Annotated in this window: 15 protein-coding genes; 6 read left to right on the top strand and 9 right to left on the bottom strand. The window is 69.2% G+C overall.

The features are described 5' to 3' along the window. The first annotated feature begins 145 nt into the window (after window positions 1-145). From J2851_RS01030 to J2851_RS01020, 3 genes are all read left to right on the top strand, one after another. Window positions 146-712 (top strand): DUF2934 domain-containing protein, encoded by a 567-nt coding sequence (locus J2851_RS01030; RefSeq protein ID WP_209762551.1) that lies wholly within the window; start codon window positions 146-148, stop codon window positions 710-712. A gap of 111 nt (window positions 713-823) precedes the next feature. Continuing rightward, window positions 824-1,771 carry a DMT family transporter gene (locus J2851_RS01025; protein WP_307419106.1) on the top strand — a complete coding sequence of 316 codons (948 nt, stop codon included), beginning with the start codon at window positions 824-826 and terminating at the stop codon, window positions 1,769-1,771. A gap of 56 nt (window positions 1,772-1,827) precedes the next feature. Beyond that, on the top strand, window positions 1,828-2,778 hold the full coding sequence (locus J2851_RS01020; RefSeq protein ID WP_209762547.1) for an acetyltransferase domain-containing protein: 951 nt from the start codon (window positions 1,828-1,830) through the stop codon (window positions 2,776-2,778). A 4-nt stretch (window positions 2,779-2,782) separates the two neighbouring features. Here the strand turns inward: J2851_RS01020 and J2851_RS01015 are convergent, their stop codons facing one another. From J2851_RS01015 to J2851_RS01005, 3 genes are all read right to left on the bottom strand, one after another. Then, a complete protein-coding gene (locus tag J2851_RS01015) occupies window positions 2,783-3,793 on the bottom strand; it encodes a YihY/virulence factor BrkB family protein (protein ID WP_209762544.1) in 1,011 nt (336 codons plus the stop codon). Between the two features lie 12 nt (window positions 3,794-3,805). Beyond that, window positions 3,806-4,621, bottom strand: a complete 816-nt coding sequence (locus J2851_RS01010) for a DUF3618 domain-containing protein (protein WP_307419104.1) — start codon at window positions 4,619-4,621, stop codon at window positions 3,806-3,808. A 180-nt stretch (window positions 4,622-4,801) separates the two neighbouring features. Continuing rightward, on the bottom strand, window positions 4,802-5,449 hold the full coding sequence (locus tag J2851_RS01005) for a YjbE family putative metal transport protein (protein ID WP_209762538.1): 648 nt from the start codon (window positions 5,447-5,449) through the stop codon (window positions 4,802-4,804). Window positions 5,450-5,722: 273 nt separating this feature from the next. Between J2851_RS01005 and J2851_RS01000 the strand changes: the two genes are divergently transcribed. Further along, on the top strand, window positions 5,723-6,205 hold the full coding sequence (locus J2851_RS01000; protein WP_209762536.1) for a histidine phosphatase family protein: 483 nt from the start codon (window positions 5,723-5,725) through the stop codon (window positions 6,203-6,205). A gap of 184 nt (window positions 6,206-6,389) precedes the next feature. Here J2851_RS01000 and spbR read toward each other — a convergent pair whose 3' ends face one another. The 6 genes from spbR to J2851_RS00970 all read right to left on the bottom strand — a co-directional run bounded on the left by spbR (window position 6,390) and on the right by J2851_RS00970 (window position 12,203). Beyond that, a complete protein-coding gene (gene spbR / locus J2851_RS00995; protein WP_209762533.1) occupies window positions 6,390-7,550 on the bottom strand; it encodes a SpbR family protein in 1,161 nt (386 codons plus the stop codon). A 134-nt stretch (window positions 7,551-7,684) separates the two neighbouring features. Next, window positions 7,685-8,446, bottom strand: coding sequence for a DUF6969 family protein (locus J2851_RS00990; RefSeq protein WP_209762530.1), 762 nt, complete (start codon window positions 8,444-8,446; stop codon window positions 7,685-7,687). A gap of 155 nt (window positions 8,447-8,601) precedes the next feature. Continuing rightward, window positions 8,602-9,279 (bottom strand): ABC-type transport auxiliary lipoprotein family protein, encoded by a 678-nt coding sequence (locus tag J2851_RS00985; protein ID WP_209762525.1) that lies wholly within the window; start codon window positions 9,277-9,279, stop codon window positions 8,602-8,604. Further along, window positions 9,276-10,235: an MlaD family protein gene (locus J2851_RS00980; RefSeq protein ID WP_209762521.1), complete on the bottom strand. Its 960-nt coding sequence runs from the start codon at window positions 10,233-10,235 to the stop codon at window positions 9,276-9,278. The genes J2851_RS00985 and J2851_RS00980 overlap by 4 nt, the downstream gene beginning before the upstream one ends. Before the next feature lie 9 nt (window positions 10,236-10,244). Continuing rightward, window positions 10,245-11,054 (bottom strand): ABC transporter ATP-binding protein, encoded by an 810-nt coding sequence (locus J2851_RS00975; protein WP_307419095.1) that lies wholly within the window; start codon window positions 11,052-11,054, stop codon window positions 10,245-10,247. Window positions 11,055-11,060: 6 nt separating this feature from the next. Beyond that, a complete protein-coding gene (locus J2851_RS00970) occupies window positions 11,061-12,203 on the bottom strand; it encodes an MlaE family lipid ABC transporter permease subunit (RefSeq protein WP_209762518.1) in 1,143 nt (380 codons plus the stop codon). A gap of 179 nt (window positions 12,204-12,382) precedes the next feature. On the opposite strand from J2851_RS00970, the gene J2851_RS00965 reads away from it, so the two are divergent. After that, window positions 12,383-12,898: an adenine phosphoribosyltransferase gene (locus J2851_RS00965; protein WP_209763650.1), complete on the top strand. Its 516-nt coding sequence runs from the start codon at window positions 12,383-12,385 to the stop codon at window positions 12,896-12,898. Between the two features lie 243 nt (window positions 12,899-13,141). Further along, window positions 13,142-14,803: a CocE/NonD family hydrolase gene (locus J2851_RS00960; protein WP_209762514.1), complete on the top strand. Its 1,662-nt coding sequence runs from the start codon at window positions 13,142-13,144 to the stop codon at window positions 14,801-14,803. The last annotated feature ends 5 nt before the right edge of the window (window positions 14,804-14,808 follow it).

Raw genomic sequence — 14,808 nt, 5'->3', positions numbered from 1 at the left:
CGCACTGCAGCACAAACATCACCGAATCACCGCGCCGCTCCTCTGTCGCGGAGGCTGAACAGCAGCCCCGAAAATTCTAGTCTTAACCGGTTGTTAACAACACACCGATCTATTGGCCCTGGTACATCTGCCCGGGGACCCGACCATGGCCAAGCGCAAGACCGCCACCGCGAAGACCGCCACCGCGACAACCGCGAACGCTGCCGACACCATCACGTCGCCCGAAACCGCCGAGACGATCGCCACCGACACCGGTGCCGAGATCGTCCTGCAGACCAACTTCACGATGATCGAGCAGGACGCCGTCGCGCTGCTGCACGCCGCCAGCCTGCTGGTGGAAGCCGACACGCCGGAAAAGGCCAACATCGCGCTCGACCACAACCTGCGCCTCTGGGTCGCCATCAAGACGGTGCTCCAGAACGAGGAGAACACGCTGGAGCCGGCGGTGAAGGCCAATCTGCGCAACCTGGCGCAGTACGTGTCCACCACCACCATGGAAGCGACCACGGGCTCCATCGAGGCGGCGAAGCTGGTGTCGCTGTCGCGCATCAACATGCACATCGCGGAAGGCCTGCTGCGCGGCCAGCAGAACCGCATGGTGCAGGAGCGCGCCTACGAGATCTGGGAGCGCGAAGGCCGGCCCGACGGCCGGGAGATGGACCACTGGCTGCGTGCCGAGGCGGAAATCGCGGAGATGCTGCAACAACGCTGATTGCACCAGTCCGGCAAACGGGACTGCCGCATTCCGGCCATTCCGCCAGGGCATGACCGCCCGTGTCGCGACACCGTGACGCGGGTGGTTTCGCTTTGGTAGCATCCGGGGGTGTCCGCCCCATCCCTCTCCCCCGCCCGCACGCACACCCGCGTGGACAACACGCCGCTCGGCATCACGATGATGCTGGGCTCGGTGTTCCTGTTCTCCATGATGAACGTGCTGATCAAGATCGGCACCGAGCGGTACCCCGTGCCCGAGGTGACCTTCTTCCGCAACGCCTTCGCCCTTATTCCGGTCGCGCTGGCAATCACGCTGCAGCGCGGCTGGGGGGCGGGGCTGCGCACCGAGCGGCCGTGGGGGCATGTCTGGCGCTCCGTCATCGGCCTGTCGTCGATGTCGCTGACCTTCTGGTCGTTCCATCTGATGCCGTTGGCTGACGCGGTGGCGCTGAACTTCTCCGCGCCGCTGTTCCTGACCGCGCTGTCGGTCCCCTTCCTGGGGGAGAAGGTCGGCCTGCACCGCTGGAGCGCCGTGCTCGTCGGCTTCATCGGCGTGCTGATCATCGTGCGGCCGAGCGGGGAGATGCTGCTCCACCTCGGTGCCTTCGTCGGGCTTGGCGCGGCCTTCACGCAGTCCTTCGCGATGATCGCCATCCGGCAGCTCAGCGCGACGGAGCCGCCCAACACCATCGTCTTCTACTTCACGTTGATCACGACGATCCTGACCGCCTTCGCCCTGCCCTTCGTCTGGGTCACGCCGGCCAACCTGACGGATTTCGCCATCCTTGTCGGAACCGGGCTGCTGGGCGGCGGCGCGCAGCTGTTCATGACGCGGGCTTATTCCCTGGCCCCGGCGGCGGTGATCGCCCCCTTCAACTACGCCTCTCTGCTCTGGGCCGTGATCTTCGGCTGGCTGCTGTGGAGCGACGTGCCGTCCTCGCACATGGCGCTCGGCGCCTCGGTGGTCGCGGCGAGCGGCCTCTACATCCTGCACCGGGAAACGCGCAAGCGCCGCCCCCTGACCCCGCCGTCCGCCGGCCCGGGCGGGGACGACTGAGCCACCCTGACGCAGGCTCGATGGACAGGCGGCCGCCGATGCGTCAGAAACGCGCCATGCTCCCTTCGTCCTTCCATGCGCCCACGAATGGCGCCAGCAGGCTCGGCGCCGTCGATGTCGCGCGCGGCACAGCACTGCTCGCCATGGCGATCTATCACGGCTCCTGGGACCTGAACTTCCTCGGGCTGGCGCGGTTCGACCTGTTGGACGACCCGCTGTGGCTGGCCGCGCGGACCCTGATCCTCGGCAGCTTCCTGCTTCTGGCCGGCGTCAGCCTCGTGCTGGCGACCGACCGCGGGCTCGACCGGCGGCGCTTCGCGCGCCGGCTCCTGCTGCTGGTGCTCGCGGCGGCGGGTGTGTCGGCGGTGTCCTTCGTCATGTTCCCCGACAGCCCGATCTTCTTCGGCGTGCTTCACCACATCGCCGTGGCGAGCGTGCTGGGCCTGGCCTTCCTACGGCTGCCCTGGCCGGTGACGCTCGCGCTGGGGGTGGCGGTGGTCGCCGTCGGCGAGACCGTCGCCCTGCCCCTGTTCGACACCCCGACGCTGCGCTGGGTCGGGCTGATGACGTTCGAGCCGGAGTCGAACGACTATGTGCCGCTGTTTCCCTGGTTCGGCGCGGTGCTGTTCGGGATCGCGCTGGGCCGCCTGTGGCGCCCGCGGCCCGCGGGCTCGCCCCGGACACGTGTCGGCCGCGGATTTGCCTGGGCGGGCCGGCACAGCCTCGCCATCTATCTGATCCACCAGCCCATGCTGTTCGGCACCCTGTCGCTGGTGGCGCTTGGCGTCGGCGTGGAGCCGCTGGACGTCCGAAACTTCCTGGAGTCCTGCACCGCCACCTGCGCGAACAGCGGCATTGAGCCGGCGCAATGCACCGCCCGCTGCCGCTGCGTGACCGAGGGCCTGGGCCGGTCCGACCTGTGGACCGACTTCATCAACGACCGGCTGAACAGTCGCGCCCAGGCCCAGGTCGACACCATCATCCAGCGTTGCAGCGCACCCAACTGAGCGGCTACGCGCGGCGCCGGCCCACCGTGTCGGCGACGTAGGCGTCGCGGGTGCCCAGCGGCTTCTCGCCGCGCCCTTCCTGGTCGGTGGTGTCGCGGGCGGTCTGGTGCTCGATCTCCGCGTTCAACTCGGCGCCCATCAGGATGACGTAGGACGTCAGGTTGAACCACAGAAGCAGCACGACGCCCGCCCCGACCGACCCATAGGTCTGGTTGTAGCTGCCGAAGTGCGAGACGTAGAGCGAGAAGCCGACCGAAGCGAGGATCCACAGAATCGTCGCGGCCGCCGATCCCCAGCTGACCCAGCGCCATTTCGGCTCGCGCCGGTCGGGGCCGTAGCGGTACAGCACCGCCAGCACGAACATGATCGCCACCGCCAGGATCGGCCATCGCGCCAGGCTGGCGACCCAGCCGATCACGGTGTCCTGAAGGCCCAGCAGGTTGATCACGGCGGGAACCGCCACAATCAGGCCCAGCGTGACGATGAGGAACAGCAGCCCGGCGATGGTCAGCCCCAGGGAGATCAGCGCCAGCCGGAAGAAGCTGCGCCGTTCCTCCTCGCCGTAGGCGATGTTCAGCGCGGTGATCAGCGAGTTGGTGCCGCGAGACGCGCTCCACAGCGTCAGCGCGAAGCCGAACAGGACGCCGAAGCCCAGGCCCTGGCGGGGCGCCGTGGCGACGCTGTGCGCCTGGTCGCTCAGCACCTTCAGGGCATCGGGCGGCAGGAAGTCGGCCAGCAGGCCGATCTGCCGCTCCACGCCCGCCGGGTCGAGGAGGAGGCCGTAGATGGAGACCAGCGCCGCGATGGCCGGAAAAATCGCGAACAGGGCGTAATAGGCGACGCCCGCCGCGACGATGGAGATGTTGTCCTTGCCCTGCTGCTCCCAGGTGCGCCAGAGGATGTCCTTCCAGCCGGCCTTCGGGATGTCGGACGGCTTGTCCGCGGACCGGCCGCGACCGTCCTCCATCTGCACCCGGGGATAGTTGTAGTGGTGACGACGGCTCAGCCCCAGCATTCGCCGTCCCCCTTACGCGACCGCTTCGCGCAGCGCGCCGACGCGGTGGCGCACCGTCTCGATCTCGTGGAAATGGGCACCCACCACGACGCGCAGCTGTTCCGGCAGGTCGCCGTGCAGCCCGTCGCGGAACAGCCCCAGCACCCCGTCGACGCCGCGCTCCAGCCCGGCCAGCACCGCCCCGCGGGAGCGGTTCCCGCCAAGCTCACGGTGCAGGTCGTTCCACACCGGGTGGACCGGCCCCTCCGGCAGCGCCGCGCCGCCGCGACGGCTGAGTTCGGCGTCGAGCGCCGCGGCGCTGCGGTCGAACTGCAAGGCCACCTGGGTCAAGCGCGGGGTCAGACCCGGATCGTCCAGGATCAGGTCGGCCTGCCGGAAGCCGGTGGCGCCTTGCCGGCACGCGTCGATCAAGTCCGCCAGCAGGCTGCGGATGCTGTCGTCGTTCACCATCCCCGCCGGGCTCCCCAGCGGGGTCTTCTCCACCTCCGGCGTGCGGGAGACGTTCCAGGCGAGCCAGAGGGCGCCCGCTGCGATCACGGCCAGCGGCCACGGGTTGGAGCGGATGGCGCGGGCGACGCGCGTCGGGTTCCCCTCCACCACGTCGCGGACCACGTCGATGACCCCGCCGGACATCTGCCCGGGCGACAGGCGGAATTCGATCTCGTCCAGGACCGAGTCCATGCGGGCCCGGATGCCATGGATGTCGCGCTCGATCTCGTCCGGCGAGCGGCGCCCGCCGGACACACCGGCGGTGCCCGTCGCGCCGGTGGCGTCGAGCCCGTCGGCAACAACAACCTTGGATGGTGAATGGGGTGGCGCCGGAGGCACGGCCCCGGACCTCGCGGCCCGGGCCTCGGCATCCTCCGCGGCGGTGCCACCTCGGTTGACATACGTGTCCGTGGCTCGGTTCATGCCGGCGACTCCCCTCTTGAGACTGCCGCCACAACACGTACGAAAGGCAGAAGGTTCCGGCCCGAGCCCAGCATGAGCCCGGCCGGAAAGGCCCGGTTACAACGCCCCAGCCGCCGCTACGACCTCCAGGCTGCCCCGCCAGATCATCTCCAGCGCCACATAGGCGATCACCGCCAAGCCGATGTAGGCAATCCAGTGGAAGCGGTTGAGCAGGCGCGCGATCACGCTGGCCGCAGCCCCCATCAGCCCGACGGAGAGCAGGAGGCCAATCGCCAGGATGTAGGGATGCTCCCGCGCGGCGCCGGCCACCGCCAGCACGTTGTCCAGCGACATGGACACGTCGGCGACGATTACCTCCCACACGGCGGTGCGCACCGGCTTGGTGCCGCCCGTCGAGGCCAGCGCGGCGTCCTCGCCATTCTCATCCGCCACCAGGGCGGCGGCCATGGCCTCCTCCCGCTGGTTGCGCAGCTCGCGGAACAGCTTCCAGCAGACCCACAACAGCAGAAGGCCGCCGGCCAGCGTCAGCCCGATGATGTTCAGCAGGTGGGTGGTGATCAGCGCGAAGATGATGCGCAGCACCACGGCGGCGGCAATGCCCCAGAAGATGACCTGGCCACGCTTCTCGCGCGCGACGCCGGCCGCCGCCATGCCGACGACGATGGCGTTGTCGCCGGCCAGGACAAGGTCGATCAGGATCACCTGGCCGAGAGCGGCCAGCTGCGGAAGATACGTCTCTAGCACGGCGTGCAGCCCTCAATCCGAACGTGTGGTTGCCTATACCGTTCGGGGCCCTCCGGCGCAAGCCCGTCGACCGTCCTGGGTGCGTTGCGGCTGGAAACAGGCGGGGTCCGAAGGTGCCCGTTCTCCCCCCAAAGGGTGCACGGGTACCGTGTTGCGCAGCTTGCGGTTTGCTGTAGGAATGGCGAAGAAGACAAAAAACCAATGCGGACAACAATGAAGATCGGCCTTGTTCGTCATTTCGAAGTCACCCTCGGCATCCCGAACCGGCAATGGATGACACCGGAACAGATCGCTCAATGGCTGGCCGACTATGACGGGGCGGAAATCCGGCTGGGCAGCGTCGACCTGGGCGACGTCCGCTGGACGCGGTGCATTTCCAGCGATTCTCCGCGCGCGTTGAAGACGGCGCAGGCGATCTATCCCGGCCCGATCGTCAGCACCCCGATGCTGCGCGAACCGGCGCTGAAGCCCATCGCCCGCGCCAACATCCGCATGCCCTTCCCGTTCTGGAAGATGATGCTGCGGATCGCCTGGGCCACCTCGCACCGGTCGCAACGCGACGCGAAGACCGCGTTCCTCAACAACGTGAAGACCTTCGCCAACGAGGTCCTGCCGAACAGCGGCGAGAACACGCTGGTCGTGGGCCACGCCGGCTTCATGATCTTCCTGCGCAAGGAACTGCTGCGCCAGGGCTTCAAGGGCCCGAAGTTCACCGTGCCCGAGAACGGGAAGCTCTACCTGTTCGAGAAGCCGTGACGTGCCGTCACTGCCGTTTTCGAAACGCCTTCCTAATGCGGACACCCCCCGTTTCGTCATTCCCGCGAAGGCGGGAATCCAGGGCATATCAGCCACTTAGCAGCAATGTTTCCTGGATCCCCGCCTTCGCGGGGATGACGGATGCAAGGCGATAAGGTGGAAACGACCGTTTTGAAGCGATGTCTCACGCAGCCTCGGCCACCATCAGGTCGCCGAGCTTGGCGAGCAGATAGTCGAGGTCCTCCGCCGCCAGATCCTCGTACTGCGTCAAAATCCGCTCGATGACGCGGCGGCGGTGGCGTTCGATGTCGTGCGCCTCGCCGTCGTAGGGCGTCTCCTTCAGCACGTCGAGCGCGATCCGGCAGGCCGGCAGGAGTGCCGGCGGCAGCTTCGCCTTGTCGTAGATCGACTTCAGGCCGAGCCGCCCGGCGTCGTGGATCAGCAGCCGCGCGTTGGTCAGCGGCACGTTGCCGAGATAGGACATCGCCGTCTCGAAGAAGGCCACGTCGCCGACGCACAGCGCCCGCACCAGCAGCGACGAGGTCAGCCGCCCGGTCCGCGACAGCTGGGCGACGAGCCGTTCCAGCGCGCCCTCGTCGTTCTCGCCGGAGAACAGGGACACGGTGGCGCGCTCGCGGCTCTGCAGGATCAGGTCGGCGGCGACCTTCGCCGGCAACTCGTGGTTGGTGACCAGATGCTGCCGCAGCGTCTCCGACACGACGGCGACCAGCCGCTCCGCGATGGTGATCGGCAGCTTCGGCCGGTGCACCAGCGGGTCGCCCACGGCCTCGCTTCCGGCGAAGCGGTCGATGACACGGCCGAGGCTCTTCTCGCCCAGTTCCGCGCCGCTGTTGGCCACCAGAGCGGCCACGGCGCCTTCCGAGGCCGTCTCGATCAGGGCGTCGGCGACGCTGGCGGGCACGGCGGGCCGTTGGGCGATGGCGGTGTGCTTGGCGTCGGTGCCCGTGCGGACGATCTCCACCAGATCCGCGTCGGTCAGCACCGTGGAGACGCTGAGCACCGGGATCGCCACGGCCTCCACGTCGCGCGCGAGCGTCAGGGCGACGTCGCGCGGCAGCGACGGGCTCGCCTTCAGGTTCTCGGCCAAGGACTGGCGCACGCGGACGACGGCGTCGCGCGCCATCACGCGGATGATGTCCTCGGCCAGCTTGCGCTCGGCATCGGACAGCGCGGCCCCGGTGAATTGCTGGGCGACCTTGACGGCCAGTTCGGATCGGCCGTGGGGCGACGGGTCGGACAGCAGCCGGGCCACGTCTTCCTTCGACAACCGGTCGGCGGTTGCTTGGCCGGGGGTTGCTTGGCCGGCGGTCGGTTGGTTGTTCATGGGTCCTTGACCCTTCCTGCCCCGGTCTCTCCCGTTGAATGTTCGGGAGGACGTCGTTTCAGGATATCATCGGACCAAAAGCGTTGAGTCTTTGTTAATGGCCGCGCCAACGCTGTGGAAACTTGGCCGTCCCTTCACGGCTCCACAAAGCGCGGGGGTTCCGGCAGGACGGAGCGGCGGCGGCGGATGCCGCGCAGCGCCATCTCCACCGCGGCGATCTGCTCGTCCACCGAGATCATGATCTGCGAGGCGACCTCCAGCTTGCGGTCCTCGTAGACATAGCCGTCCGGGTGCCGGCCGGCCCAGTGGCGGATCGTCTCGTCGCGCTCCCGCAGCAAGGCCTCGATCTGCGGGCGGAACAGGCGCATCAGGGCGGTGATCCAGCGGTTGGCCGGCCAGGAGGGCCGGGCGTGGTCCACCACGAAACCGTCGAGCATGCGGATCACATCGTCGGCCGCGTACCACGTCTCCCCCGTCACCCAACGGTTGGTGGTGAACAGCCGCACCGGCTGCCCCGCCACGTCCATGGCGATGCCGACCAAGTGCGAAAGCGCGTCGTTCTGGTTCTCCGGCTCCTCGAAGTCCTCCAGCGGGGCCGGCGCGACGCCCGCCGGCATGCCGAGCGGCCGCAGGAAGGTGTGGAAATGCCCGTGCTCGCCGTCGGGCCGCTCCGTCTCCGGATGGCAGTGGTAATAATACTGGGCGTGGTACTCGGCGTCGTAGACGTCGCCCGGCGGGTAGTGCCGCCATTCGTAAAGCGTGCCGTGGCCGCGCAGCAGTTCGCCGACGACGGTGTCCCCGGTCTTCGTCAGGACGCGCTGGCAGGTCCTCAGTTCGCGCGCCGCCTCGGCCATCTCGTCGAGTTCTTCGCGGGAAAGCTCCGAAAGGTCCATCATCGGATGGTCAGCCCCGTGATCCCTTGCCCAACCCCGGCGGTTCCGTTCCGGCCTTCCGGAGTCCGCCGCAAGGCGGCCGATCCGAAATAACCACAATCCCGGAATCCTTGATCCCCATTAGGTATGAGGATTCGTATGCTTAGCAAGCGATTTCCTCAGCTGGTCCGACCACTTCCCGCCCGGTAAACGGCGTTGCCGTTGCGCAGCGCCCATTGGACCAGGGCGGCCTCCACCGTGCCCAGGGCCTCGTTGAAGGCGTTCACCACGTCCTGGAACGTCCGGCCACTCACGGGCACGATCGCCTCGAAAGTCTCCCCCGCCTCGATCGTCCGGCGCGGCATGCTGACCAACTTGGCGGCGATGCGGACATGGACGCGGTCGGGAAAGGTCGCGGTGGGCGTCACGAACTCCGCCTGGAAATCGCGCAGGTCGGTCTTCAGCACGAAGTCGGCGCGCAGGCCCACCGTGTCGCGCCCGACCGCCACGATTCGCCCACTGTTCTCGAAGGACTGGACGATCAGCCCCTGCACCAGGTTGGGCACGCGGTCCGCCCAGGACACGTCGGCGAAGTAGTCGATCGCGGTGACCCCGCGCGTGACCGCGATGCGCGGCGTGTCGATCCCGGCGCCGGCCACGGGGGTCTCGACCAGCAGCTGCCAGTCGGCGCGCGGCACTGTCGGGTCGGCGGGGCCGCTCGGCGTCAGGGTGTAGAGGTTGGGTGCGGTCGGGTCCAGCACCGCGCAGGCGCCCAGCCACAGGGGCGCGCCGACCAGAGCCGCCGCGAGCAGCGCCCGACGCGCCTTGCCGGTTGCCGTTTTCCTCCACCCGCTCATCGTCCGCGAATCTCCACGCCTTGCCGGGTCCCGCCGAACAGGAAGTTCGACGGGTCATTCTCGATCCGCGTGACCACGCGGGACAATTGCCCGGACAGGTCACGCAACTGGGTAATCAGCAGCGTCAATTCATACAGCCCGCTGCCCGTAAAGTCGCGCACCGCGTCGCGGTTTTCCCCGACCATCGCGTTCAACTGGCTGGACGTCTGCTTCAGCGACGTCGTCAGCTCGTGCAGGTCGCCGGTCAGCGTCTTGGTGCTGCCCTCCACGGTGGCCAGCGTGCGCTGCGCCTGGGCCATGGTATGGTTGAGCTGCGGCCCGACCGCCTCGAAGCCCTGGAGCGTCCGGCCGGCCTGCTGCATGGTCGATTCCAGGCCGTTGCTGGCCTTCGCCAGCTCCGCCGTCAGCGTGCGCGTGCTTTGCAGGATGTCGGCGATGGCCGCCTGGTTCTGCGGGGTCAGCAGGTCGGCCATCCGGTTGGTCAGGTCGAGCGCGCGGTTCAGCAGCTGCGGGGCCGCGTCCACGAACACCGTCAGTGATGATGGTCGCGAGGGGATCACCGGGGTCCCGCTGTCGTGCGCCGTGCGCAGCAACTCGCTCAGCTCCGTCCCGCCGGAAATCTGGATGTAGGCGCCACCCGTGATCCCCTGCACCTCCAGCGAGGCGATGGAGTCGGTCTTGATCGGCGTGCCTTCCTGCACCTCGATGGTGACGCGCACGCGGCTGACGTCGTTGGGGTCGAGCCGGATGTCGGTCACCGTGCCCACGGGAATGCCGCGGTAGCGCACCGGGCTGCCTTCCTGCAAGCCCGTGACGGACCCCGTGAAGTAGATGTAATAGGGCTGGCGGGTCTCCTCCAGCTGGACCTTGGCGACCCAGACCGTGAAGACGAACAGGCCGGCAAGGAGGGCCAGCACGAAGCTGCCGACCAGGATGTAGCTGGCGCGGGTTTCCATGGCGTTCGGTCAGGCCTCCGCATGGCGCGCGGCGCGGCCGCGCGGTCCGTGGAAATACTCGTGGATCCAGGGGTGGGGGTCCTGGAGAAGCTGGTCCAGCGTGCCGACGCGTACCTTCTTGTCCACCAGCACCGCGATGCGGTCGCAGATGGACGTCAGGCTGTCCAGGTCGTGGGTGACCATGAAGACGGTCAGCCCCAGGCTGCGCTGGAGGTTGTGGATCAGCTGGTCGAAGGCCGCCGCCCCGATGGGGTCGAGACCGGCGGTCGGCTCGTCCAGGAACAGGATTTCCGGGTCAAGCGCCAGCGCGCGGGCCAGCCCGGCGCGCTTGATCATGCCGCCGGACAGCTCCGACGGGAACTTGGCCCCGGCGTTGGGCGGCAGGCCGGCCATGCCGATCTTGACCCGGGCGATCTCCGCCGACAGGGCCGGCGGCAGGTCGGTGTGCTCCTTCAGCGGCACCATGACGTTCTCCGCCACGGTCATGGAGCTGAACAGGGCGCCATTCTGGAACAGCACCCCCGTCCGCGCCTGCAGCGCCACGCGCTCCGCCTCCGGCAGGCCGGCGGTGTCGCGGCCCAGCAGCTCGATCCGACCCTCCGCCGGGTGCATCAGCCCCAGGATTTCCTTCAGCAGGACGGATTTCCCGGTGCCCGACCCGCCGACGACGCCCAGCACCTCCCCCTTCCGCACGTCGAGGTCGAGCCCGTCATGGACCACCTGCGCCCCGAATCGGGTGACGAGCCCGCGCACGCGGATCACCGGCGGGGCGTGCGCCGTGAAGCTCGGGTCGGGCTGGGACTGGTCTTGCGGCGCCACGGGACCTCACAGCCTGAGGAAGGAGAACAGGACGGAGAAGACGGCGTCCAGCACGATGACCAGGAAGATCGACTCCACCACCGACTTGGTCGTCAGCGTTCCGACGCTCTCCGCGCTGCCGGACACCTTCAGCCCCTCGTAGCAGCCGACCATGGCGATCACGAGCGCGAAGACCGGCGCCTTGACCAGTCCAACCAGGAAATGCGGCAGCGTCACGGCGCCGTGCAGCTGCCGGATGAACTGCCCGAAGGTGATGTCGAGCGTCGCGTAGCTCATCACGGCACCGCCGAACAGGCCCATGATGTCGGCGTAGAAGGCCAGCAGCGGCAGGCTGATCATCAGCGCGAGCGCGCGGGGGACCACCAGCAGTTCGATCACGTCGAGGCCCAGCGTGCTGATGGCATCCACCTCCTGGTTCACCTTCATGGTGCCGATCTGCGCGGTGAAGGCGGAGCCGGAGCGGCCGGCGACGATGATCGAGGTCATCAGAATGCCGATCTCGCGCAGGATGGAGACGCCCAGCAGGTTCACGACGAACAGCTCCGCCCCGAATCGGCGCAGCTGGTCGGCGCCCTGGAAGGCCAGCACCACGCCGATCAGGAAGGACAGCAGCCCCAGGATCGGTAGCGCGTTCAGCCCGGTCTGCTCGATGTGGAACAGCACCGCGCGAATCCGCAGGCGCCGCGGGTTCAGGGCCAGCCGCCCGAAGGTGACCGTGATCAGGCCAAGGAAGGACAGCAGCGCCAGCCCTTCGTGCACGGCCTGCACCGCCGTGCGCCCGGTGCGCTCCAGCATGTCCAGGATCGGGTGCTGCGGTTCGGGGGCCTCGGGCTGCGGCGGGCAGACCGCCCGCACGGCGTCGAACAGGGCCGCGTGCTCCGGCCGGACCGCGGCCACGGTCACCGGGTGCCCGGCCGCCGTCAGGCGCTGCTCCAGCGCAGACAGCAGGTAGGCGCCGACCGTGTCCAGCGCGTCGAGGCGCGACAGGTCGATGCGGACCGCGGCGTTGCCGGCGCCGTCCAGGGAATAGGATTCAAGCTCGCGCGCCACGGCACCGGTGGCCCGCAGGTCCCACCGGCCGAGCGCCGCCAGCGTCCAGCCGCCGTCGCCGTCCCGTGACGGCTCCAACCGGGCCCCTTCGCGAGCCATCCTTCCCCTATCCAGCGTGGTGTAACCCAAAGGCGTCAGGGCGAACTTGGCCGCAAGACCCCGTGCCGGTCAACCATACCGCGGGATAGCGCGTCACGATGCCGGTTTGCACCGGGCGGACCGCGTCGATAGTATGGCGCCGCTGTTGCACAGGAACCACGCCCCTCATGTCGAACGCCATCAACCTCAAGGACCACATCCGCGGCATCGCCGATTTCCCGAAGCCCGGAATCCTGTTCTACGACATCTCCCCGCTGCTCGCGCACGCCGAAGCGTGGAAGGAGGCGGTGAACCAGCTTGCCGAGGCGATCCGCCCGCACAAGCCCGACCTGCTGGTCGGCATCGAGTCCCGCGGCTTCCTGATCGCCGCTCCGCTGGCTCTGGTGCTGGGCACCGGCTTCATCATGGTGCGCAAGCACGGCAAGCTGCCGGGCGACAAGGTGGCCCATTCCTACGACCTGGAATACGGCACCGACACCATCGAGGTGCAGGCCGACGCGGTGAAGCCCGGCCAGCGCATCGTGGTGCTGGACGACCTGCTCGCCACCGGCGGCACGATGGCCGCGGCGATCAAGCTGCTGCGCCAGGTCGGCGGCGATGTCCGCGCCGCGGCCTTCCTCGTCGAGCTGACCTTCCTGAGCGGCCGCGAGAAGCTGGACGTGCCCAGCGTCTCCCTGACGGCCTACGATTCGTAAAAGCACCCGTAGGTTGGGTGGAGCGCAGCGCAACCCAACATCGTCGCCGAGAGTGTTGGGTTGCGCTGCGCTCCACCCAACCTACGCTGCCTACGCGACCAAACGACTGTCACCGCCCAACGTGAAGGCGCTTGCCCAAATGTTGGGCGGCCATGCCGGGTCCTACGACCGGCTTTTTGGGCGCGAAGGCGTGGCACGAAGATTGCCTGTGTGAATCGTCAACGTCGCTCGGAAGGGCGCAGCATGACCCACATGGCTCCGGTGATCCTCGAACACCACCCGCTCCTGGCCGTTCGGCCGCCCGAGACCGTATCGATGCGGACCCGGGATGGAGCCCGCCTCGACGCCGACGTTTACCGTCCCGACGCACCCGGCTCCTGGCCGGTCCTGCTGGTCCGCGTCACCTGCGGGCGGCGCACCGCCCTGACCAGCCACTACGCCCACCCGCGCTGGTACGCGGCGCGCGGCTATGTGGTGGCGGTGCAGGACGTGCGCGGCTGCGGCACGTCGGAAGGCCGCTTCCGCCCCTTCGAGACCGAGCGCGAGGACGGCGCCGACGCGGTGGCCTGGGCGGCGTCCCTGCCCGGATCGAACGGCGCGGTTGGCATGTACGGCTGCGGCTACGCCGGCATGGCGCAGTGGCTTGCCCTGGCCGAGCGGCCGGACGCGCTGCGCGCGATGGTTCCGGCGCTGGCCGGGTGGGACGTCTTCACCGACTGGGCCTACGAAGGTGGCGCGTTCCGTCTCGCCGACGCCATGGGCTGGGCGCTGCGCTGCGCCACCGAGTCGGCGCGACGGCTGGAGGACGGCGCCGCCTTCCGCGCCCTGCTCCAGGCCACGCGCGACCTGCCGCTCGGCGACGAGATCCCGTCCCGCCCGAAGGTCCTGCGCGACTACGCGCGCCATTGCCATTACGACGACTGGCTGACCACGCCCGGCCCGGGGTCGAGCTGGGACGCCCTGTCGCCGTGCTGCTCGCTGGCCGGACTCCCGACGGACGTCCCGGTCCTGCAGATCGGCGGCTGGTACGATCCGCGCCTCAACGGAACGCTCGACGCCCACGCGGCCCTGTCGGAACGGTCGTCGGCGCCGGTCCGCCTGCTCGTCGGGCCGTGGGACGCCAACGGCGACGCGCCCTGGGCGGGGACGGAGGCGCCGTCCTTCGACAGCCTCCAGCTGGCCTGGTTCGACCGCTTCCTGAAGGGGGAGCCCAACGGCGCGGAACGGGCCGGCCCGGTCCGGCTGTTCGACCTGCTGGCGCGGCGCTGGCGCGACCTGCCCGCCCTGCCCGCGGCCATCACGCCGCTTCACCTTTCCAGCGACGGGCTGGCCTGCCGGCGCCAAGGCGGCGACTTGCAGGCCCACTCTCCGGACGAGTCCTTCCTCGACGTGCTGGTGCACGACCCGCGCGATCCCGTGCCCACGGTCGGCGGACACGCGGTGCCGGACGCCGGGCCGCGCGACCGCGCCGCGGTGGACGCGCGCCCGGACGTGGCGACCTACACGACGGCGCCGGTCGCGGAGCCCCTGCTGCTCGCCGGCCGGGTCGCGCTGGAGGTCTGGGTCGAAGCGGATGCCCCCTCCTTCGACGTCAGCGCCGTGCTGTCGGCGGTGCTGCCCGACGGCCGGGTCCTGCCGCTGGCCCAGGGGCACGCGCGGGTTGAGCCCGGCGACAACCAGCGCCCGCTGACGGTGACGCTGCGCGCGGTCTGCGCGACCTTGCCCGTGGGAAGCGCGCTGCGCCTCAGCCTCGCCGGGGCGAGCTATCCCGCCTATCCGGTCAACCCGGGCACGGGGGCGGAGCCGGGCGAGACGCGGCTGGTGGACGCGCAGCCGATCACGCTGCTGATCCACGGCGGCGGCAACCGGCCGTCGCGCCTTCTGCTGCCTGTGGCGGAGGACTGACGGAG

Source organism: Azospirillum rugosum, assembly GCF_017876155.1.
Classification (GTDB): Bacteria; Pseudomonadota; Alphaproteobacteria; order Azospirillales; family Azospirillaceae; genus Azospirillum; species Azospirillum rugosum.
This window is presented reverse-complemented; position numbering and strand designations above follow the sequence as displayed.